Source organism: Ensifer sp. SSB1, assembly GCF_016652895.1.
Lineage (GTDB): Bacteria > Pseudomonadota > Alphaproteobacteria > Rhizobiales > Rhizobiaceae > Ensifer.
The window spans coordinates 1-21,759 of the sequence record NZ_JAEPRP010000124.1 but is presented as its reverse complement, the minus strand read 5'-3'; the positions used below and the strand labels follow the sequence as shown (position 1 = coordinate 21,759).

Below are 21,759 nucleotides of genomic sequence, written 5' to 3'. Positions count from 1 at the left end.
TTTTCCGCCTCGTCCATGTCGGAAATCAGCCGGAGGCAGCGCTCGTAGAAGGCGGCGCCATCCTGTGTCGGCGCCACCTTGCGGGTCGTGCGGTGCAGCAGCCGCGTGCCGAGTCGGGTTTCGAGCGTCTGCACCGCCGCCGAAACGGAGGAACGCGGCAGGCCCAGCGTATCGGCCGCGCGGGTAAAGCTCGCGCTTTCGACGACACGGGTGAAGATGCGGAAAAGCTCGATCCTGTCCATGCCGATCCAAAAGCCATTGTTCGTATAATCTGACAAGTCATGTCACGAACGGTAGCTTTATACCAGCAGCGCGGACGATATTCTCAACCCTGCGATGCCTGTCGTTGCCCTGGCCTTTTGCACAGGCGGCGGCAAGGCCCGCGCGATTTGAAACGCGGCATGCGGCGCCTGGACGGTCACCTTGCATCGAACAGACCGCCAGAACGCACCGGGGACCTGCGCATCTCGCGCGCCGGAGTCCCGCTCGCCCGCAAACCGGCCGCAGCAAGCGGCCGATAAAGGAGACGACCATGGCAGACCACAGCATCAAGGGTAAATCCGTTCTGATCGCCGGTGGCGCGAAGAACCTCGGCGGCCTCTTGGCGCGCGATCTCGCCGAACACGGCGCCCGCGGCGTCGCGATCCACTACAACAGCGCCGGCACAAGGGCGGCCGCGGAAGAGACGGTGGCGGCAATCAAGGCGACCGGTGCCGCGGCCCACGCCTTTTCCGGCGACCTCACCAGCGTTGCCAATGTCGAGAAGCTCTTTGCCGATGCCAAGGCGGCGCTCGGCGGCATCGACATCGCCGTCAACACCGTCGGCAAGGTGCTGAAGAAGCCCTTCGTCGAGATCAGCGAGGCGGAATATGACGAGATGAGCGCGGTCAATTCCAAGTCCGCCTTCTTCTTCCTGCGTGAAGCGGGCAGAAACGTCAGCGACAACGGCAAGGTCTGCACGCTCGTCACCTCGCTTCTCGGCGCCTTCACGCCCTTCTACGCGGCCTATGCCGGCACCAAGGCGCCGGTCGAACACTTCACCCGCGCGGCCGCCAAGGAATTCGGCACCCGCGGCATCTCCGTCACCGCCATCGGTCCCGGCCCGATGGATACGCCCTTCTTCTACCCGGCCGAAGGGGCAGACGCCGTCGCCTATCATAAGACCGCGTCCGCTCTCTCGGCCTTCTCCAGGACCGGGCTTACCGACATCGCGGACATCGTCCCCTACATCCGCTTCCTCGTCTCCGACGGCTGGTGGATGACCGGCCAGACGATCCTGGTGAACGGCGGCTACACGACGAAGTGATCTCATGCCCGCGGAGAGGCCCCTTCCGCGCGGTGAGAGAATTTCATCCGTAAGGGAGTAGCCCCTCATCCGCCTGCCGGCACCTTCTCCCCGTTTCCACGGGGAGAAGGGACAAGCGGCACCGGATTTGCCAAATCCGAAGCCGGACCACGAGAGGGTGAGGTTTGCATTCGAACGTGCGCCCAGCGTCTCTCCCCGTTAGCGGCGAGCGAGTTGGTCCCGGGGCTAAACCCGAAGAGCGCGGCAGCCGCTGCGAGGTCCTGTCGCTCAAAATACGATTGGAATTTTAGAACGTTATGTAATGTGATGCGTAAAGCCGCACGGCGCAAAACCGATCTTGTTGGATGAATTAAATGGTGCGTGTCTCATTCTTCTGCCGTCTCCTGCCGGCGATGCTCGCGCTGCTTCTGGCGATCGCCCTGCCCGCTTTCGCCGAGACGCCACCGCCGATCACCGTCATTCTCACGCCCGGCCAAAGTGCAGCCGAGATCGAGGAGACGCTTAGGGCCGCGGCGAAGGCCGGCGGGCCGGTCACGGTCGAATGGCGTGACGCGACAGGCCCGGCGGCAGCAGGCGACGCGACGAAACCCGGAAGTGCAGCCGGCGCGCCGACGGCCGAAGTCGCTTCACCGACGGCTGCCGAAAGCGGCGCGGCAGCGACCCCGCAAAGCGCTCCCTCGGCAAGCCCCGAAGATTCCTTCGACACGCTTTCTGCGCGTTTTCTCAATGGCTTGCAGATGGGCCTTACGGGCATGTCCGGCATTGCCGGGGTGATGGCTGACGTCGCGGCAGGCATCCGCGCCGAGGGCTGGTCGGTCGTCTCCGTCGCCGCCATTGCTGTGCTCGCCATTGCCGCGGGGCTTGCCGCCGCCTTTGCCAGCCGGTCCCTCATTCACCGGCTCTTCGGCGCCTCTTTCGAGGTGGTGGATCTCCTGCACCGCATGCGCGCCTCGCTGATCCGGCTCGGCCTCGACATCGCCTATCTGGTGATCTTCGCCGTCATCGCCCATAGCCTCACCCGCCTGTTCCTCGCGCCGGGCACGGCCTCGGCAGAGCTTGCCCACGCGCTCGTTACCATCGGCGTCGTCTCCGCGGCCTATGCGGTCGGTGCCCGCTTCCTCTTCGCACCCACCCGGCCCGAGATCCGGCTGCTCGACATCGCCCATCCGCGCTTTCACGCCACCATGCTGGCCGCCTATGGCGCGCTCGGCGCCGTCGTCGGCGCCAGCGTGCGCTTTGCCCACCAGCGCGGGCTGGAGCTCGCCGCCACCGACGGCTGGCTGCTGATCGGCGTGAGCATCCTGACGCTGGTGAAACTCCATTGGTTCATTGCGGGCAGCGGCGATATCCGCGCACTCTTTGCCGGCCAGAACCCCGGCCCCGTGCGCCGGGCCATCGCCTTCGGCGTGCCGGAGTTCTATGCCTTGAGCGCCATCGTGCTCTGGCTGATGAGCGTCATCGTCGCCGGCAGCCCCAACAGCGCCGCCTGGAGCTTTGCCGGCGGCACCACGCAGATCATCCTGCTCGCCTTGCCGATCCTCGCCTTCGGCATTCATTCGCTGGCCGGTGCCGCAGCCGAGCGCCGCCGCACGCCCGCCTCCTCCAGGCTGCATGCGGCGATTTCGGGCAGCATCCAGACGGCGCTTGCCGGCGCCACCTGGCTGATCGGCCTGCATATCATCATCGAGCTCTGGCGCCCGGTGATGATCCGGGACGACACTGCCGCTGCCATCGGCTGGATCGTCATCCTCGAGCGCATCAGCCTTGCGGTCGTCGTCGCCTGGGTGATCTGCAGCTTCCTCTGGCGAAGCTTCGAGGCGTTTTCGCCGTCGGCCCGCGTCGCCATGCCCGGCGACAGCGAAGAGGAGACGATCGCTCATCAGGCAAGCCGGCTGTCGACCATCCTGCCGCTCGTCCGCAACCTCATCTTCGGCGGCATCTTCGCGGTCACAAGCCTCGTCATCCTCTCGGCGCTCGGCATCAACATCGCACCGCTCATCGCAGGCTTCGGCGTGCTGGGCCTCGCCCTTTCCTTCGGCTCGCAGACGCTGGTGAAGGATGTCGTCTCCGGCATCTTCTTCATCGCCGACGATGCCTTCCGCGTCGGCGAATATGTCGATACCGGCAAGCTCAAGGGCACGGTCGAGCGCATCTCGCTGCGGTCGCTGAGGCTCCGCCACCAGAACGGCCAGATCCACACCATCCCCTACGGCCAGCTGCAGGCGGTGACCAATTTCAGCCGCGACTGGAGCACCGTGAAGTTCGAGCTGAAATTCGAACGCGACGCCGACCCCGAAAAGATCCGCAAGACCATCAAGAAGGTCGGTCTCGCCATGCTGGAGGATCCCGAGATCGGCGGCGAGTTCCTGGTGCCCTTGAAGATGCAGGGCATCCAGGACGTCACCGAGAACTCCCTCGTCGTCCGCCTCAAGTTCACCGCAAGGCCCGGAAACCCCAGCATCCTTCAGCGCGAGGCGATGAAGCGACTGCTGCCGGCACTGCGCGAAGCCGGCCTCGACCTCGCCTCCAACGCCGTGACCGTACGCTCGGGCGCTGCCGGTGCCGCGGAAGCCGAGGCGGTAGCGGCAAACTTGGCACTGGCGAAGAAGCCGGCGGCGGCAGAGGCGGCCGACGCGGAGGGGTAACGGCCAATCCGGCGCGGCGCGGTGACAGACTTCCTGCGCCCGTCGCGGGCTGGTGTCAGCGTGGCCTCGCCATCAAGCAAAGCCTGAGCCCTGTCAGCGACAACTCCTTCCACAGCTTGAGCGGCATGTATTTTCACGGTCGATGGAACCTAAGGCACCGGCCAGGTCATCCGGCTTGCTGCCGATGGAATGCGACAATGGGATCGGCTGGCTGGCCCCCGCAAAATCGCGGTTCATTTCGCTCGACAAGCCGGCCAAATAGGGCCGATCGGGACAAGCAAGGCCACGCAAGCAAAAAGAGCATCCGATGGCCAGCGCCCGCTACAGTTTTGACATCATTGTTGCATTACCTCAAGCACAACAGACGAGGCTCAGGCGCTGCGGCACCCTGCCGATGCTGTCATGTTGCCGCTGCCCCGAGGATGTTGCCTGATGCGATCCATGCGCCTCGCCCCGTCTGCACTTGCCCCGTCTGCTCTAGCCCTGTCTGCCCTTGCCCTTTCGCTTCTGCCTTTGGCCACCGTTCACGCCGAACCGCCCACCTACGCGCTGCACTATGCGCTGATGCTGGATGGTGAGGATCCCGTGGCAGGCGAGGTCGCCTGTTTCGTCGAGAAACCGTGCGAATTCACCCCGTCCGCCGAAAGCAAGATGACCTTCAAGTTCGGCAAGGGGAAGCGCGAACTTGAGGTCACCTGCCCCGAGCGTGAATGTTCTCTTGGCTATGGCGAAAGCCGAACATATTGCGGCACCTGCGAGGAAGTCGGCATCTTCGAGGGGCGCGATTATGGCGGCGTCGCAATCGAGTTGGTGCTGCGCAGGTACCCGCGGCTTGGCACGCTGCTGTTGCGCCACCAAACACCGTAGCCGGGCTTCCAGGCTGGCGCTGGCGCCGGCTGCAACCTTCACATAACCCACCTGAGAGGCATATACTTTGGTCGCCCGATCAAAGGGCAAAACATGCAGCAATTCAAAGCGCGACAGCGACGGTGGCGCGTCTGATAGGACGCGCAGTGTTGTAGGAAATAGCACCAGGCGCTCGCCACGGATCACCACGCGCCTTGTGGCCACCACCTTCAACCCTCCCGTAACCATCCCGAAATTTCGCGGGTCTTGCTACTCACGAACTACGGCAAGTGCCGTATGTCGCGCGGTCGCCAGAACATCTAGGCCCAAGCGATCCCGCGCTTGCTGCGCGTGGATCGAACTGAGGAGACTGCCCATGAAAACCATCCTTGCCACTGCGATATCACTCGCCTTCGCGACGTCCGCCTTCGCGGCCGTGCCCCAGGCCGGCTTTGCCGTGCCGACCGAAGAGAAGACCGTTCTCACGACGGAGCAAACGATCGAACTGGCCGTGGGGCCAAACCGTAACCCCGGCTACAGCACGAACAGGAACGGCAACGGCCCAAGCAACAACGGCGGACCGACCAAAGGAAAGACGTACGCCGGCTAATGCGCCGCGCTCAGGGCGGCCTGGTCGCCCTGAGTTCCCACGCGCCTCTTGGAGGTGAGGCACGGACCAGCCCTCCTCGCTCCATCGCGGCAGACCACAAGCGCATCCGGCGGCAAGGCGTGGCCGCCCGGTCCCTTCCCTTGCGCCCTGTCCCCGCGGGAACAACGCACGACCTCTCCCCTTGCTAAAAGAAGCACACAAAGGCCAAAGGCCTTTCAGCCGGGGCAGCGGTTCCGGTTCGGTCAACGCCTGACACAGCGAAGGATCATGGTCAGGCAGGAAGAGCTCGGAGCGCCCCAATGCGTATCATCCTGGTAGCACTTTTCGCATCGGTCATGAGCATACTGGCGTTCAAGTATGCCGACCACTCGCTCGGCAACCACCAGATCGTCGCAACGGCCGAGGAACTGGCCGCGCTGTAATGGCGCCGCCGCAGCCCTTCTTCGCAACCCGCTCCCGGCAAGGCGGACGTACTCGCGCCCGCAAATTCGCCCCCGCGAAATCTGACGTTTGGCTCCCGCATAGGTTTTATTCCGTCTTGCAGCGACCTCCGTCTTCTGCAATCATCGCCGCATGCAATCGTTTCGCGCCGTCATTGCTGCCAAACCTCTGACCGCTCCGGCGGCCGCATTCCCTATGTGCGTCTCTGGATAGCAGCGGGAACGGCTTGGCCGACCTTCCCGCCCTAGGGGCGGGAGATCAGGCCGACCCTCCCAACTGATATCGAGACGTTCACGATGCGACATGCGCTCACCCGCAGCCTGGTGGTTCGGCTATGACCCGGTCATCCAGCGCTTCCTTTACCTTCATCCTGCTCATCATCTGCACAGCACTTTCCCTTGCCGGCACCGATCTGATCCTGCCCGCCGTTCCGGTTCTGCCGGGCGTGTTTTCCACCAGCGAGGCGACAGCGCAGATGGTGCTTGCCGCCTATGTCGGCGGCAGTGCCTTCGGCCTCCTGCTCTTCGGCCGCCTTGCCGATCACTTCGACCGCAAGACGCTGATGGTCGCAGCCCTCTCGGCCTTTGCCGCCACCTCCTTCGCCGGGGCCTTCGCGCCGGATATCGACGTGCTCATCGGCCTTCGGTTCCTGCAAGGCGTTGCTGCCAGCGCAGCGCCCGTGTTTGCGCCGGGTGTCATCCGGCAATTGTTCAGCGAGAAGACGGCCGTGCGTGCCGTCAGCTTTCTCGGAAGCGTCGAGTCGCTCGTTCCGGCCCTGGTGCCAATTGCCGGCGTGGCGCTTCTCGCGCATTTCGGCTGGCAATCCTCGTTCGAGCTTCTCGGTACCGCCGGGGCCATCGTCTTCGTGCTGATGCTCTCGGTCGGTCTTCCCCGCGGGCAACGAACGGGCGGCGCGCAAGGCACCTATCGGCACCTGCTGACCGATCCCGTCTTCATGCGCTATGCGCTGAGCCAGGCGATGACGCTCGGCGGGCTTTTGACCTTCGTCTTCGGCATTCCCATGGTCATCGTCGAGACGATGGGCGGCACGCTCACTGACTTCATCATCGTGCAGATCGTCAGCGTCGCGGGCTTTATCGTCGCCGCCAACCTGACCGCGAAGATCGCCGAACGTTTCGGCACCGAAGAGGTCATACTGGCCGGCAGTGCGATGGCGGCCGCAAGCGCGCTTGCCCTCCTCGCCTATGGCCTCTCAGGCGGAACCAACCCGCTGCTCGTGCCCGTTCTCTTTCTGCCCATGGGCATTGGCCTCGGCCTGCGCGGCCCCATCGGCTTCTACCGCGGCATCGTCGCGTCCGGCAGCAATGATGCCCGGGGCGCAGCGCTCATCGTCTTCTTCGTCTTCATGACGACGACGCTGGGCACGATGGCGGCAGCGCCCGTCATCACCATGGGCCTGTGGGCCCTAGCCCTCGTCGTCAGCGCGGTGGCCATCCTCTGCGCATTCCCGAAGTTGACAGAGGCGCGCTCCGGATAGCAGCGAGCGCCGATGACGGCCAAACACACCTGGCCGTCATCGGCACGCATCCGGAACGCACCGCGTGCAAAATCCCTTCGGGCTTGACCGGGATGCGCCGGACACTGATGCGCCGACGATACTCGATGAAGCCTGCCGCCAGTTCGGCCTCGACCTGCGAAAATACACAAAGGGCCCCGCGGCATAGGAGCCAGAAGCGGGTTTGCGCTTTCATCCCCGGGTGGTTCTGGTAAGACCACAACACGCATAACGGAGCGCTGCACCATGAAGAACGACAATCTCTGGTACTGTCTTGTCGGCACCGGCGACACCAACACCGGCATGCTGCGGTTCATCGGCGCCGTCGTTGCCTTCATCCTGGTGTTCGGCACGTTCTTCTGGCTGCTGAGCCTCTAAACCACGCCGCTCGGCCGCGCCGTGGACGACCGACCTCTGGCGGCCCCGCCTGCCCGATCTGCTGGCCGAGCCATCGTCCCGCCACACCGCAAATTGGTCGCGCCCAATTGCGCAAGGGCTAATACGCGACGAACGATGAGAGAACGCTCCGAGCACGAAAGCGGTTTCATCACACGCGCTTCCCCCAATTGGGTGAGGAACAATTCGTGAAAGGGAACCAAACGAGACTCGTCCGTCGGCCATACCAAGTTCGCGCCGCCTCGCCCGAATTGTCGGGAGATCTTCAGGCACCTTGCCAAACGGTAAAGTTGCGATAGAAGTTCAAACGAGACAATTTATACGACAGTCACCATGAACCTCCGCTTCGTCGCCGCCGGCATATGCGTCGCGCTTCTGTGCGCAACCGCGATCGTACTGTTCGCGCCCCGGCCCGATCCGCTCATCGGCTATGCCAGGTACGAACGGGGGATTGCGGCACTGCGCAAACATCCGGGTGCCGCGCAGGAGTTCGTGACGACGTGCGCACAGGAAGCGGAGACCGAGTTCAAGGATAAGGACCTCGAGGGAACGTCCTATTCCAGCCGGGCCGAGATGGCGCTGGACCTCTGCCGGCGCTATTTCGCGGTCGCCATCGATGGCAGGCTGACACTTGCGGAAATCAACCGCCCCTCCCTTCCGCTCTCCGTGCTCGAGGAAGCCGAACGGCGGGAACCGCGCTTCCCTTGATGACGGCACGTTCGCAGGTAGCCCTGCTGGCCCACCACATCGGCCCCTCGAGCCCCGCGCCAACAAAAAGGCCGGAGCGCGCGGCTCCGGCCTTCCTTTTCTTGCGCTCTCAAAACCGTGCCAGTACATCCGTGGTCAAAGTCGAAAGCAACGCGCGACTGCGAGCGTCGTGCTCAACAGTTTGCTTGTATTAACGTTATAGGACCGGGCGCGTTTCTGGACAAGCTGTCCCTTTGGGCTACAGCACACGCCAGGGATTAGACTTGACGATGCATCTCGGCCGGAAAACAGGGCCGCTTTCCGACTTTTCACACCAAGACAATCAGCGATTACTTAATTATAGTGATCTAGACTGGCGGCCGCAGAGGCCAGCGCTCGGCGGCCCCCTCGATGGGGGCGGCCGTCCCGTTCGCGGGCGTCGTCAGGGTCGTTCGGCGCGCCTGGGGAGGCATATGTCGGGGTTCGATCACAAGCACATGAATGGCGCGGTGCTTGCCGCGATCCTGGTGCTCGCCGCCCTCTTCCGCCTGCATGACGTTCAGCAGCCGCTGGTAGATGCCTTCAGCTGGCGCGAGGCCAGCACGGCGATGATGGCCGACAATTTCTTCCTGCGCAGCTGGAACATCTTCTTTCCGGAGGTCAGCTGGACCGGACCGGACCCTTCCTATCAGGGCCGCGAGCTGCAGGTCATCTCCTATATCACCGCTCTTCTCTATGCCGTCTTCGGCTGGGACGACACCTGGGGCCGGCTCGTCGCCATCGCTTTCGGCGTATGGGGCGTCTTCGCGCTGCATCGGCTGATCGCGCGGCTCTGGGATGAGGCCCACGCCCATGCCGGCGCCTTCCTGCTGGCGATCATGCCGGGCGCTGTCATGATCGACCGCTCATTCCTGCCGGATCCGGCCATGCTGGCGCTGGTGACGACGGGTGCCTGGGCCTATGTCGCCTATCTTGAGAACGATCGCCTGCCCGTGCTCATCGCAGCCGGCCTGCTGACCACGATCGGCGTACTTGCCAAGCTCCCGGGCATCGCCGTGGTCGTGCCGATGGCCTACGCGACCTTTGTCATCCTGCACCAGCGCGACAGGCTCAGCCTCGGCCGCCTGCTCGTGATCCTCCCTGTGGCGCTCGTCGCCGGCGCGCTGATCCTCGGCTACTATCGCTGGGCGCACTATCTCGGCACCAATTACCCACCCTATCATGTGGCCGGCAGCGGCTATCTCTGGAGCGATGGCTTTGCCAGGTTCTTCGAAGAGGCGTTCTACATTCCCGCCACCTGGAAGATCGCCAGCAGCTGGCTCTTCACCCTGCCGGTAGTGATCCTCACGGGCATCGCTCTCCTGACCGCGCCGCCGGCGGCAAACGAAGGGGCGCCGGACGATGCATCCGCCTCCAGCGCGCGCTGGTTCTTCCACCTCTGGTTTCTAGGGGCCGCACTCGTCTATGTCTTCGCCGCGCGCGAGATCAAGACCAACCCCTGGAACTTCCATATCTTCAATGTGCCGATGGCGGCTCTTGCCGGGCGCGGCCTCATCCTGCTCGTCGGCATCGGCCGCGAACAGGGGTTGCACACCCGCGCGCTGCGGCTTGCGGCCATCGCCGCCGTCGTTGTCATCGGCGGCAGCATCCCCGGCCTGTCGCTGATGAAGACGCCCTATGCCGATCACGGCGAAAAGCTCGGCACCAGGCTCAGCGAACTCAGCCAGCCGGGCGATCTCGTCATCACCGCAACGCCGACGATCGGCGATCCCGTGGCGATCTATTACAGCCGCCGCCGCGGCTGGGTCTTCCCGCCCGGCGGCGGCGAAACCGAATGGTCGATGCTGCTGGAAGACGACGACGCGATCGAGGCGCTGGAAGAACTGCGCGCCAGAAACGCCAGCTGGTTCGGCATCACCAAGAACGCCCGCGACATGCAACGACGCCGCTTCCTCGAATACAACAAGGGCCTGATTGCCCATCTCGACAAAACAGCCGAGCGCGTCGTCGACGACGACACGATGCTGATCTATCGGCTGACGCCGCCGGGAAACCGCGGCAAGGCTGGTCGTACGCGCTCAGCGCGCATGCTCGCATCAGCTCCTGACGGCCAGCCGGTCCTGCCCGACGCCACCCCTTGAGCGCCTGCCGCCTGCCACCTGAATTCTGCCTGTGTCGAACTCGACTTGAGGGGCAAAGACGCACAGCCGATCCAAGTGCGACTGCGGCATTGTCCGTCCAATAGGACGGGCAACACTGTCGAGGCCAATGACGGTCCTCACCCGGACAGGTCGCCGGCGCGCCGGGCGCTCGGTGGCGCCACCCGCCGGTCACCGTCGAACAACGGCCCGCCATGGGGCTGCAGTTCCTCTTCGGCAAGCCGGATCAATTCCGCCACCTGCCCTTCGCCCGCCTGCCGGAAGGCGGCATCGAAGCGCTCGGCAAGGCCCTCGTCCAGGCGAGAAACCAGCCGCGGCAGCCATTTGCCGCGACCGGACCAGTGCCCGCGGCCACGAAGCATCAGGTCAGCAAGCGGCGTCATCAGCTCGGCGGCGATGGTGCGTCTCTCGGCCGCCGGGCGTGGATCGCGAAGGTCGTCGATAAGGTCGGTGATCTGATAGCGAAGCGCGTCGCGCTGCTCCGGTGTCAGCGGTGGCGGCCCCATCCCGAGACGCCGTCGCGCAGCGGCCTGAAGTGCTTCAGCGCGTGCCAGCTCGCGGCCGACCGCGACACCGCCCGCCAGCATATCCAGAAGCACCGGCCGGCCGCCTGCGACATCCTGATCGGCGAACCAGTTGAGCGTCTCGGCATCGTGCACGAAGGCTTCCACCGGAAACCCATGGGAATGAAAACTCTCACGCCAGGCGGCGGGCAAGGTCTCGTGCAGGACCACCAGGTCGATATCGGAGGAGGCCGTGCCCTCACCACGCAGGATCGAGCCCGCAACAATGGCAAAGCTTGCCCTCGGGAACCGCTCGGCGAGCACCGCTTCGGCCGCAGCCAGCGCCTCCGCCACGCGGTCGTCAGTCCTGCTGCACATTCGAGCCTCCAAACGCAAGGATCCTCCCGATATGGCGTTCACATCGGGAGGATCCTTGAAGGAAGCGATGGACGCGTGAACCTTACTGCAGCGTGCGGGTCGGCACCGGCGCCGGTGCCGGCTGGCCGGCGGCAGCGCCCGCGGCATTGTTCGCCGATCGGCCGGAATCGAGGCCGGTCGCAACGACCGAGACGCGGAACGTTCCGTCGAGCGTGCGGTCAAAGATCGAGCCGACGACGATGTCGGCTTCGTCATAGACCTCTTCGCGGATGCGGGTCGCGGCTTCGTCCACCTCGAACAGCGTCATGTCCATGCCGCCGGAGATGGAGATCAAGACACCCTTGGCGCCGCGCATCGATACTTCGTCGAGCAGCGGGTTGGCGATTGCCGCTTCGGCCGCCTTCAGCGCGCGGCCCTCGCCGGTCGCCTCGCCGGTGCCCATCATCGCCCGGCCCATGCCCTTCATGACCGACTTCACGTCGGCGAAGTCGAGGTTGATCAGGCCTTCCTTGACGATCAGGTCGGTGATGCAGCCGACGCCGGAATAGAGCACCCGGTCGGCGATCACGAAGGCATCGGCAAAGGTGGTCTTGGCATCGGCGATGCGGAACAGGTTCTGGTTGGGGATGACGATCACGGTATCGGCCGCCTCACGCAGGCGCTCTATGCCGAGCTCCGCGGTCTCCATGCGGCGCTTGCCCTCGAAGCTGAACGGCTTGGTGACGACGCCGACCGTCAGGATGCCCGCCTTGCGCGCCGCTGCCGCAATCACCGGCGCCGCGCCCGTGCCCGTGCCGCCACCCATGCCGGCGGTGACGAAGCACATATGCGTGCCGCCAAGGTGATCCATGATCTCGTCGATCGATTCTTCCGCCGCCGCCCGGCCGACATCCGGCAGCGAGCCGGCGCCGAGGCCCTCGGTCACGGCAGCGCCGAGCTGGATGATGCGCGACGACTTCGACATGGCAAGCGCCTGCGCGTCCGTGTTCGCCACCACGAATTCGACGCCCTGAAGCCCTTCGTTGATCATGTTGTTGATGGCGTTGCCGCCACCGCCGCCGACCCCGATGACAGTGATCTTCGGGCGCATTTCGGTGATCGTGGGCTTCTTGAAATCGTTCATGGCTTGTCTCCTAGAGCCGGCGCCTCGCGCGGCACCGGCAGCGGCGAATCGGGGCAGCTTGTATTTTAGGAATTGAAAAAAGCCATGGAGAAGGCAAGGAAAAAGGACGGAAGCGCTATCCACATAAGTATTTTAGCGGGGCCGCAAAGGCGGGAGAGCCGGCTTTAGCAGCGCTCTGGTCGGGAATGTGTTTGGCCATGCAATCAACACTTTAGGTGACTTCGCCCCCACCCTAACCCTCTCCCCGCAGGTGGGGAGAGGGGACGCCGACGTTGACCACCTCACCGAGTGGAACTGCCGTAGAACCACGCAGCGCTTGGGAATGCCTGATGCACAGCCGCGAGTCTCCTTCTCCCCGTGACGACCGGGAGAAGGTGGCCGGCAGGCCGGATGAGCGCCGATCTCGACGTCTAGAGGCAACGCGAGAGGCGCCCTTCCCTCAAAAGAGGCGCTAAGCCTCAAAACTCGGCCGCGAGCGCACCCGCTCCAGCCAGCGCTGGACGTTTTTCGCCGATGCCGGGATTTCCATGCCGAAGACGTCGCAGAGCCAGGCGGTAACGCCGGCGGTGATGTCGGCGATCGAAAATTCCTCACCGGCGAGATACGGCCGCCCGTCGGAAAGTTCGTCGTCGAGCCAGCCCCATTTCTTCGGCACCGCCACCCGCTCGGTCTCGGCAAAGGCCGGAAACTGCGTCAGCCGCTCGGCGAAGAAGGCATCCGAATGCAGCGCCACGTTGCCGACGGTGCCGAGGATGACGAGTTCGGCGCGCCGGTTCCACATCTCCACCTTGGCGCGGCTGACGGCATCGTGGCCGAAGAGCGGGTGCTCAGGGTTAGTCTCCTCGAGATAGCGGCAGATCGCGACGCTTTCGGTGATGATCGTGCCATCGTCGAGCTCGAGCACCGGGATCTGGCCGAGCGAATTGACTGCCAGGAACTCCGGCGCCTTGTGCTCGCCCTTGCCGAAATCGACATCCACCATCGGCAGCGAAATCCCCTTCTCCGCCATGAAGATGCGAACGCGATACGAATTCGGGCCCATGCCCTGATAAAGCTTCATCTTATCCTCCTGTCGATGAGGCGGCTTGCCTCGTTCCTCCTCAACCGCATAGCGCGGAATACCGGTTGCTTATAGCAACCGGTTTCATTTAACTCAACGGTTTATTTCATCTCCACCGAAATTCTTGAATTGTCCGCCAGTGTCCCATTGCCTGGGATAAATCGGAAGCGGAGGAGCCGCTTGAATATCGTCGGCCATCATGCTTGCCTCCTTTGAAACAGGAGCCCTGCCATGTTCACCCGGTCTGCCGTCCTTTGCCTCGCCCTCCTCCTTGCCGCCAGCCAGGCGGCGGCAGCCGTTGCGCCGAACTATCAGCGCGCCCGCGAACTCAACGCCGTCATCAACGCTGTCGCCGTCGCCGTTCCCAAATATCCGATCGACAAGATCATCAGCCAGGGTCGCGACCGCTATGCGGTCGTCGCCGGCAAATGCACCGTCATCGCGCGGATCGTCGGCCTGCCGTCGAAACCCGGGGTGGTTGGCCCGCGCCAATTCGAAGTCCAGCTCGACAAGCCCGATTGCGATTGAGGCCGCCGCTAGAGCCGCCACCCCTGGCGCACCACGAAGCGCGCCGTTTCCCCCGGCATGATCGCCCTGTCGCCAAAGGCCTTCAGCGCCTGGCCATCGGGCAGCGCCAGTGTCAGGGCGAAGCGTTCGCCTTCGAACACGCAGGAGATGACGCGAAACGCCATGCCCTCGCCGTCGTGGCGTACATGCTCCGGCCGAACGAGGACGTCACGAACGGCTGCGTTCCCCGTGCCCGCCTCGCCGCTACCGGCAAGTGCTGACCGCAGCGTCGGCCATTCCAGCGCCCGCGGCGTGCCATCCGGCACCGCCAGCTTGAGGACCGAGCCGCGGCCGATGAGGCCGCCAACGACGGCGCCTTCGGGTCTGGCGTAGATCTCGGCGGGTGGCGCCATCTGCATCAGCCGCCCCTCGGACATCACGGCGACATCGGTCGCAAGCGCCATCGCCTCGGCCTGGTCATGTGTCACATAGATCATCGTCGCGCCCGAGCGTTCATGGAAGATGCGGAAGGTCTCCTCCATCGATTTGCGCAGATGCTGGTCGAGATTGGCGAGCGGCTCGTCGAGCAGCACCACATCGGGCGAGGTCACCAGGCAGCGGGCGAGCGCCACGCGCTGGCGCTGGCCGCCGGAAAGCGCTGCCGGTCGGCGATCGGCGTAGTCCGTAAGCTTCACCAGCGCCAGCGCATCACCGACGCTTCCTTGCCACGCCGTGCCCGAAATGCCCCGCACCTTCAGCGGATAGCCGACATTTTCGGCCACCGTCATATGCGGCCAGAGCGCATAGGACTGGAACACCATCGCCATGTTGCGCCGTTCCGGCGGCAGCGCCCGTGCGGCATCCGAAAGCCGCCTTTCACCGAAATCGATCGAGCCATCGCTCGGCTGCTCGAAGCCGGCGATCATCCTGAGCACCGTCGTCTTGCCGCAGCCGGACGGCCCGAGCAGCGCCAGGAAGCCACCTTCCCGCACCGTCAGCGACACATCCGACACCGCCGGCCGGCCGCCGCCGAAATGCTTGGTGAGGTGGTTGAGGATCAGTTGCGCCACGGCAGTACCCCCTCGGGAAGATAGTTTGCGAGCGCCTCGAGCGCAGCCATCAGCACGACGACCATTGCGACCACGAGCACCGAAAGTGCCGCGGCAAGGTCCGACGAGCCGCTGTCGTCGAGATTGAAGATGGCAACGCCGAGCGTCTGGGTGCCGGCCGACCAGAGCAGCGCCGAAACCGTCAGCTCGTTGGCGGCAATCAGAAAGACGAGGATGATCGCAGCCCCTGCAGCCGGTGCCACCAAGGGCAGGATCACGTCACGCATGCGCTGCAGGAAACCCGCACCCGAGAGACGCGCCGCCTCCTCGAGCGACGGGTCCATCTGCAGAAAGGCGCTCATGACAGGCTTCAGGCTGACGGCGAGAAACGACGAGAAATAGGCGATGAGGATGATCCAGATCGTGCCGTAGAGCGAAACGTTGAGCAGAGGCAGAGGTGCTGCAAAGGCGAGGATGAAGGCGACCGCCAGCACGATGCCCGGCAGCGCATAGGGAATTTCGATGAGAATGCCGAGCGTATCCGCCAGCCACCCCTTGCGCCGGGTCATGAGATAGGCAGCCGGCACGGAGACCGCGAGCAGGCCGAGTGCTGCGCCGGTCGCAAGGAACATCGAATTGCCAAGCGCCTTCAGCGTCATCGCCTGGCGGAAGAGGATTTCTTCGTAAGCGCGCAGCGACACGGTCTGCCAGTTGAGCGGCACGCCATAGGCCGGCACCAGCGAGCTTGCGACAAGGGCTGACAGCGGCGCCACCAGCACGAGAAACAGGATTGCCACGAGGGCCAGTTCGACGACCACGCGGAAACGCCCGAGCGAAAAGGCGGCATTGGCGCCGGAAATCCCGATGATGCGATAGTCCCGCCCCGAAAGCGCCCGTTGCTGCAGGATCAGCCCGGCGGCGGCGATCAAGGCGATCAGGCTTGAAAGCAGCGCGATCTCGCCGAAGGTGCCGGCGCCGAAACTTGCGAGCCGCGTATAGATCAGGGTCGGCAGCACCTCGATCCCCGCGGGAATGCCGAGGATTGCCGGAATGCCGAAATTGCCGACGCCGGAAACGAAGGCGATCGCAGCACCTGCAATCAGCCCCGGCAGCGACAGCGGCGCGACGATGTCGCGAAAAACACGGAAAGGCGTGGCACCGGCAAGCCGTGCCGCCTCCACCCCGTCGCGCGGCGAGGCCGAGAGCCCGGCTTTCAGCGCCAGAAAAACCAGCGGCGCATGCTGGACGCCGAGAAGCAGCGAGATGCCTGCGAGCGAATAGAGCGGCTGCGGGCTGCCGAGCGGCGGTGCGATCCCGAGCGTCTTTAACAGCGGGCTCGCCGGCCCCGTCATCTCCACCCAGGCAAGCGCCGTCACCTGCGGCGGGATCATCATCGGCAGCATGAAGGCGAAGCTGAGCGTAAGCTTGCCGCGCACATCCGTCAGCGCCACCGAGAACGCAAAGAGCGCGCCGATGACGACGGAGACGACCATGCCGCCCGTCGCGGTCAAAAGCGTGTTGCGGATCGCCGCAAAGGTCGCCGGCTCCGTCAGCACGCCGATCGACCGGCCAGAGACGAGGCCTGCGAAGCCGGCCTTCGCCAGGCTGAAGAGCGGCAGCACGCAGAGGAAAAACAGGCACGCGAAAACGAAGGGCACCAGCCAGCGCGGCTCCGCAGCAGGGCTCGCCCCTGCCCTCACCTTGGACACGCCGATCGTCCGGCCCTGAAAGGGAAAGCGCAGCCAGCAGGGCCGGCTGCGCGCATCACTACGTTCCAGCATTCCGGCAATCAGTTCGTGCCGAAGATGCCGGAGAAGGTTTTGAGATCCGCATCGGAATTCTTCACGGCCTCGGCCGCATTGACCGGCAGAACCTTGATCGTCTCGCGCGCCGGATAGCCCTCAGGCAGCGCCACGCCGTTGCGGGCCGGGATATAGCCCATCTTCACCGCCGTCTTCTGGCCATCCTCGGACAAGAGGAAGTCGACGAACTTCTTTGCAGCCTCGACGTTCTTGGCGGTCTTCAGGATGCCGACCGGCTCGGTCACGGCCGAAACGCCCTCGGCCGGGAAGACGAATTCCACCGGGGCGCCCTTGGCCTTCTCGCGGATCGCCATGAAATCGACGAGCATGCCATAGGCCTTCTCGCCGGTCGCAACCGCCTTCAAGACGCCGCCATTGCCGCCGGCAGCCGTAGCACCGTTTGCAGCAAGCGCCTTGTAATAATCCCAGCCGAGGCCGTCGATGCCGGTCAGCGTCTGCGCATGGATGAGCGCCGCACCCGAGGTCAGCGGGCTCGGCATGGTAACAAGGCCTTTGGCCTCAGACTTCGCCAGGTCCTGCCAGCCCGCGGGCTTCATCGCGGCAGATGTGTTGTAGACGATGCCGGTCGTGATCATCTTGGTGGAGTAATAGGCGCCGTCGGCATCATAGAGCGAAGCGTCGTAGTTTGCCGCTTCCGGCGACTTGTAGTCGGCAAGATGGCCCGCTTCCTTCAGCCGCTGCATCGTCACGGTGTCGGCGATGAGCAGCACGTCGGCGACCGGATTGCCCGCCTCGATCTCGGCCATCAGCTTGGCCATGATCTTCGTCGTGCCCTCGCGCACCCATTCGACCTCGATGCCAGGATTGGCCGCCCGGAAGGCATCGACGGTCGCCTGCGCATCCTCGTTCGGCTGGCTGGTGTAGAGCACCAGGTTTTCGGCGTAAGCCGCGGTCGAAAGCAGGCCTGCTACCAGCGCGCCGGCAAGGACGGAAACGAACGATTTCATGGGAGATATCCTCGGTTGCAAGATGGCGCCGAGGGATAGAGCCGTGATTTTACAGGGGTGTGACAGGCCGGCCGCGGCGGCCTATTCAAAAAATGCGAAAAATTCGCCGGCGATGTCACACCAGCCATTCCTCGCTCGTCATGGTATCGGAACCAACGAAAGGAAACGGATCCATGACTGCCAAAGTCGACCTCTTTGCCGCCGCCCCCGCACTGATGAAGAGCTGGACCAGTGTCTCGATGGCCGTCGCCGCGAGCCTGGACGCGACCATCATCGAACTCGTGAAGATCCGCGCCTCGCAGATCAACGGCTGCGCCAACTGCATCAACATGCACACGCAGGAAGCCCGCGCCAAGGGCGAAACGGAACAGCGCATCTACCTGCTTTCCGCCTGGCGCGAGGCGCCGTGCTATTCCGATCGCGAGCGCGCCGCACTTGGCTGGACCGAAGCGCTGACGCGTCTGTCTGAAGGCCACACTCACGAAGCGGCCTATCAGGTGCTGAAGCAGCAGTTCACCGAGGAGGAACAGGTGAAGCTCACACTGATGATCAACGTCATCAACGGCTGGAACCGTCTCGCCGTCGGCTTCGGCCTGTGGATCGAGCCGGCTGCCGCCAAGGCCGTCGCTGAGGCCGCTGCCTGATGGCGACCACCGGCAACCAGGACGCAGCGGCGGCTTTCGACCCGCTGCGTCCCAAGCTGATCCGTGTCGCCTACCGCATGCTCGGCTCCGTCGCCGATGCGGAGGACATGGTGCAGGAGGCCTTCATCCGCTGGATGGGGGCCGACCGCACGTCCGTTCGCGAGCCCGAAGCGTTTCTGCGCCGCACCGTCACACGGCTCTGCCTCGACCAGCTGAAATCCGCGCGGCTGAAGCGCGAGACCTATGTCGGCCCCTGGCTGCCTGATCCCGTCGTGGAGGCGGAGCCGGAGGACGACGTCACCCTGCCCCTGATGCTGGCACTCGAACGGCTCTCGCCACTGGAACGCGCCGCCTTCCTGCTGCACGACGTCTTCGGCCAGAGCTTCGACGAGGTGGCCGTGACGATCGAGCGCGATGCCGCCGCCTGCCGCCAGCTGGCGGCCCGTGCCCGCACCCATGTGCGCGAGGAACGCCCCCGCTTCCAGATCGAGCAGCAGCGCGGCCTCGAACTTGCCAACGCCTTCTACGCCGCCTCGCGCGGCGGCGACATGAAGACGCTCGGCGCCATGCTTGCAGCCGACGTCAGCGTCCATTCCGACGGTGGCGGCAAACGCCCGGCCGCTCTACAGCCGATCCTCGGCTTCGATGCTGTGATGAAGGTGCACGCGCAGCTGGCCGTCCTCTTTGCCAAAAACGGCTCGACCCTGGTACGCGCCGGCTTCATCAACGGCCTGCCGGGCTTTGTGACCCGAGAGGCCGACGGCGAGCTGCAATCGACCGCGCTGGAGATCGCGGACGGCAAGGTGGTGGCAATCTATGTGGTGCGCAACCCGGACAAGCTCACGCATCTGCATTAGCCGGCGATAGACAGGCAAACACCGTTTGTGGGTTTTCGAGAGAACCTGGTGCACCCGCCAAGGTCTCCGTCATTCCTGTGCTCGTCACAGGAATCTCGAGCAGTTCAGCTTGAACTGCGGAACCAGCCCGAGTCCTTGGGCTGAAAGGAGCCCTTTGACCCGACGGACGTCGGGTCGCTGGATCCCAGCCACACGGGCGAGGATGAGGGAGATTGGGACACCCGCTCGCGATAAGGCATCTTCGGCTCCGCAGCCTGCCAACAGTCCTGCGCGAACTAAGCCGCCCGCTCTTGCTCGGCGCCACTCTTCTCCGGAATCCGCGCGATCACCTTGATCTCGAAATCGAAGCCGGCGAGCCAGTTGACGCCGATGGCGGTCCAGTTCGGATAGGGTCTTTCGGAAAAGACGCGGTCCTTGACCGCCAGGATCGTTTCGAACTGGTTCTCCGGATCGGTATGGAAGCTTGTCACGTCGACAATATCGTCAAAGGTGGCGCCGGCGGCCTTCAGCGTCGCTTCGAGATTGTCGAAGGCGCGTTCGACCTGGCGGCCGAAGTCCGGCTCGGGCGTGCCGTCCTCGCGGCTGCCCACCTGGCCGGAAACAAACAGCAGATCGCCGGAGCGGATGGCGGCGGAATAGCGGTGCGCCTCGTAGAGTGCGTGGCGGTTGGCGGGAAAGATTGCATCACGTGTCATTTCTCTGGCCTTTCTGAAATTCGAGCTAAATCCAGGGCGCAGAAACGGGCGCGCGCTGCCCGATCAGGCAGAACTTCACAAAAGCCGCTTCGCTTGATATACGCCACGTATATGAACTAACCAAATACGGGGCGTATGTCAAATCCATATACGCACCGTATCTGAAATTGAGGGCGATGATGGCCAGAAGCCGCCAGGAAACGATGGAGGAAAACCGCGTGAAGCTGATCGCAGCGGGCCGCAAGGCCTTTGCGGAAAAGGGTTATGCCGCCGCCTCGATGGACGAACTCACCGCCGATGTCGGGCTAACGCGCGGCGCGCTCTACCATAATTTCGGCGACAAGCGCGGGCTGCTTGCGGCCGTCGTCAACCAGATCGACGGCGACATGGCCGCGCGCGCCAAGGAGATCGGCAGCGCCAGCGAAGACGCCTGGCAGGCGATGCTTGCCGAAGGGGCCGCCTATATCGAGATGGCGCTTGATCCCGAGGTCCAGCGCATCGTGCTGCTCGATGGCCCGGCCGTGCTCGGCGATCCCTCGAAATGGCCGAGCCAGAACAGCTGCCTGGTGGCGACGAAGCGGTCGGTGGAGCAACTGCTGGACAAGGGCATCCTGAAGCCGGTGGATCCCGAAGCCGCCGCACGTCTCTTGAGCGGTGCCGCGCTCAACGCCGCCCTCTGGGTCGCCGCCAGCGATGAGCCGAAGACGGTCCTGCCGAAGGCGATCGACGCCTTCCGCGCCATGGCAACCGGCCTGCTGGCGGGTCGCTGAAGCGCACCTGTTGGAGGCGGCGAAGTGGCGAAGGCTAGCCTGCCTTCCCGCTGACCAGCTCCCAGAGATCGACCCCACCGGAGCGCCCCTTGACATGCACCATGCCCATGGCGCGGAAGTCGAATTGATCGGCAACGGCTGAATGCACCGCCCCGCTCACCAGGATCGAGGTGTTGTACTCCTTGTTCAGCCCTTCTAGCCGCGAGGCGACATTGATCGTGTCGCCCATTGCCGTGTACTGCTGGCGCGCAATCGCACCGAAGCTGCCGACGACCGCCGGGCCCGTATGCACGCCAAACCGCGTGAACAGTTCGGGACGGCCGTTCTTGCGGTTGGTCTCGTTCAGGCGATCGACCGCCGCCTTCATCGCCAGCGCGCAATGACAACCATGCTCGATGTGCTGCGGATCCTCTACCGGCGCGTTCCAGATGACGAAAATGCTGTCGCCGAGATACTGGATCACCGTCCCGTGGTATTGCTCCGCCACCGTGTTCAGCATCTCGAAATAGGCCGAGAGGATATCGACGACCTCCTCGGGAGAATGCTGTTCGGAGATGGTCGTGAAGTCGCGCACGTCGGTGAAGAGCGCGGTCACGTTTTGCCGCCTGCCTCTGACGGTCGCGCCGCCCTCGGGATCGATGATGCGCCGCACCACCTCTCGCGGAACATAGAGGGCAAACTGGACGATGGCGCGACGGCTGGCGGAAAGCGCGCCCCCGAGCGTGTTGATCTCGGTGATCCAGGCGACGATGAGTGCCTGATGGCCCGCGAGAAGCATTTCGGCAAGGCTGCCTGAC

General features: G+C 64.4%; 22 protein-coding genes. 13 read left to right on the top strand and 9 right to left on the bottom strand.

The window, feature by feature from the left end:
* The coding region (locus I8N66_RS25775; protein WP_291159801.1) for a LysR family transcriptional regulator at positions 1–242 on the bottom strand (242 nt) is incomplete at its 3' end.
* Between the two features lie 290 nt (positions 243–532).
* Here I8N66_RS25775 and I8N66_RS25770 point away from each other — a divergent pair.
* The 9 genes from I8N66_RS25770 (at position 533) to I8N66_RS25730 (ending at position 10,588) form a co-directional block, all read left to right on the top strand.
* Entirely contained in the window at positions 533–1,306 is a 774-nt protein-coding gene (locus I8N66_RS25770; protein ID WP_113540492.1) for an SDR family oxidoreductase, read from the top strand.
* 353 nt (positions 1,307–1,659) lie between these two features.
* Positions 1,660–3,951: a mechanosensitive ion channel domain-containing protein gene (locus tag I8N66_RS25765; RefSeq protein ID WP_291159797.1), complete on the top strand. Its 2,292-nt coding sequence runs from the start codon at positions 1,660–1,662 to the stop codon at positions 3,949–3,951.
* Positions 3,952–4,383: 432 nt separating this feature from the next.
* Complete coding sequence (locus I8N66_RS25760; RefSeq protein ID WP_291159795.1) at positions 4,384–4,818, top strand: hypothetical protein; 435 nt, start codon at positions 4,384–4,386, stop codon at positions 4,816–4,818.
* Positions 4,819–5,173: 355 nt separating this feature from the next.
* Complete coding sequence (locus tag I8N66_RS25755; protein WP_113540489.1) at positions 5,174–5,407, top strand: hypothetical protein; 234 nt, start codon at positions 5,174–5,176, stop codon at positions 5,405–5,407.
* Between the two features lie 299 nt (positions 5,408–5,706).
* Complete coding sequence (locus tag I8N66_RS25750) at positions 5,707–5,829, top strand: hypothetical protein (protein ID WP_268906696.1); 123 nt, start codon at positions 5,707–5,709, stop codon at positions 5,827–5,829.
* 353 nt (positions 5,830–6,182) lie between these two features.
* Positions 6,183–7,346 (top strand): MFS transporter, encoded by a 1,164-nt coding sequence (locus tag I8N66_RS25745; RefSeq protein ID WP_291159790.1) that lies wholly within the window; start codon positions 6,183–6,185, stop codon positions 7,344–7,346.
* A 264-nt stretch (positions 7,347–7,610) separates the two neighbouring features.
* A complete protein-coding gene (locus tag I8N66_RS25740; RefSeq protein ID WP_291159788.1) occupies positions 7,611–7,742 on the top strand; it encodes a hypothetical protein in 132 nt (43 codons plus the stop codon).
* A gap of 351 nt (positions 7,743–8,093) precedes the next feature.
* Complete coding sequence (locus tag I8N66_RS25735) at positions 8,094–8,468, top strand: hypothetical protein (protein WP_113540486.1); 375 nt, start codon at positions 8,094–8,096, stop codon at positions 8,466–8,468.
* 452 nt (positions 8,469–8,920) lie between these two features.
* Positions 8,921–10,588, top strand: coding sequence for a glycosyltransferase family 39 protein (locus I8N66_RS25730; RefSeq protein WP_113540485.1), 1,668 nt, complete (start codon positions 8,921–8,923; stop codon positions 10,586–10,588).
* A 137-nt stretch (positions 10,589–10,725) separates the two neighbouring features.
* Here I8N66_RS25730 and I8N66_RS25725 read toward each other — a convergent pair whose 3' ends face one another.
* The 3 genes from I8N66_RS25725 to I8N66_RS25715 form a co-directional block, all read right to left on the bottom strand.
* Positions 10,726–11,487: a nucleotidyltransferase domain-containing protein gene (locus tag I8N66_RS25725; protein WP_113540484.1), complete on the bottom strand. Its 762-nt coding sequence runs from the start codon at positions 11,485–11,487 to the stop codon at positions 10,726–10,728.
* 82 nt (positions 11,488–11,569) lie between these two features.
* Positions 11,570–12,610, bottom strand: a complete 1,041-nt coding sequence (gene ftsZ, locus I8N66_RS25720) for a cell division protein FtsZ (RefSeq protein ID WP_162768930.1) — start codon at positions 12,608–12,610, stop codon at positions 11,570–11,572.
* Between the two features lie 451 nt (positions 12,611–13,061).
* Positions 13,062–13,670: a glutathione S-transferase family protein gene (locus I8N66_RS25715; protein ID WP_113540483.1), complete on the bottom strand. Its 609-nt coding sequence runs from the start codon at positions 13,668–13,670 to the stop codon at positions 13,062–13,064.
* 231 nt (positions 13,671–13,901) lie between these two features.
* Here I8N66_RS25715 and I8N66_RS25710 point away from each other — a divergent pair, with 231 nt between their 5' ends.
* Positions 13,902–14,198 carry a hypothetical protein gene (locus I8N66_RS25710; protein WP_291159780.1) on the top strand — a complete coding sequence of 99 codons (297 nt, stop codon included), beginning with the start codon at positions 13,902–13,904 and terminating at the stop codon, positions 14,196–14,198.
* 8 nt (positions 14,199–14,206) lie between these two features.
* Here I8N66_RS25710 and I8N66_RS25705 read toward each other — a convergent pair whose 3' ends face one another.
* The 3 genes from I8N66_RS25705 to I8N66_RS25695 are packed head-to-tail and all read right to left on the bottom strand — an operon-like array spanning position 14,207 to position 17,996.
* A complete protein-coding gene (locus I8N66_RS25705) occupies positions 14,207–15,247 on the bottom strand; it encodes an ABC transporter ATP-binding protein (RefSeq protein WP_291159777.1) in 1,041 nt (346 codons plus the stop codon).
* On the bottom strand, positions 15,235–17,007 hold the full coding sequence (locus tag I8N66_RS25700; RefSeq protein WP_291159775.1) for an iron ABC transporter permease: 1,773 nt from the start codon (positions 17,005–17,007) through the stop codon (positions 15,235–15,237). The genes I8N66_RS25705 and I8N66_RS25700 overlap by 13 nt, the downstream gene beginning before the upstream one ends.
* Positions 17,008–17,015: 8 nt before the next feature.
* Positions 17,016–17,996 (bottom strand): ABC transporter substrate-binding protein, encoded by a 981-nt coding sequence (locus tag I8N66_RS25695; RefSeq protein ID WP_291159773.1) that lies wholly within the window; start codon positions 17,994–17,996, stop codon positions 17,016–17,018.
* 173 nt (positions 17,997–18,169) lie between these two features.
* On the opposite strand from I8N66_RS25695, the gene I8N66_RS25690 reads away from it, so the two are divergent.
* On the top strand, positions 18,170–18,640 hold the full coding sequence (locus I8N66_RS25690) for a carboxymuconolactone decarboxylase family protein (RefSeq protein WP_291159771.1): 471 nt from the start codon (positions 18,170–18,172) through the stop codon (positions 18,638–18,640).
* The gene (locus I8N66_RS25685) at positions 18,640–19,497 is read left to right on the top strand and encodes a sigma-70 family RNA polymerase sigma factor (RefSeq protein ID WP_291159768.1); all 858 of its coding nucleotides are present in this window, start codon (positions 18,640–18,642) and stop codon (positions 19,495–19,497) included. The genes I8N66_RS25690 and I8N66_RS25685 overlap by 1 nt, the downstream gene beginning before the upstream one ends.
* 275 nt (positions 19,498–19,772) lie before the next feature.
* Here I8N66_RS25685 and I8N66_RS25680 read toward each other — a convergent pair whose 3' ends face one another.
* Positions 19,773–20,192 (bottom strand): RidA family protein, encoded by a 420-nt coding sequence (locus I8N66_RS25680; RefSeq protein ID WP_291159765.1) that lies wholly within the window; start codon positions 20,190–20,192, stop codon positions 19,773–19,775.
* 179 nt (positions 20,193–20,371) lie between these two features.
* Here I8N66_RS25680 and I8N66_RS25675 point away from each other — a divergent pair, with 179 nt between their 5' ends.
* Positions 20,372–20,962 carry a TetR/AcrR family transcriptional regulator gene (locus tag I8N66_RS25675; RefSeq protein WP_291159761.1) on the top strand — a complete coding sequence of 197 codons (591 nt, stop codon included), beginning with the start codon at positions 20,372–20,374 and terminating at the stop codon, positions 20,960–20,962.
* A 34-nt stretch (positions 20,963–20,996) separates the two neighbouring features.
* Here I8N66_RS25675 and I8N66_RS25670 read toward each other — a convergent pair.
* On the bottom strand, positions 20,997–21,759 hold a 763-nt coding region (locus I8N66_RS25670; RefSeq protein ID WP_291159758.1), incomplete at its 5' end, for an adenylate/guanylate cyclase domain-containing protein.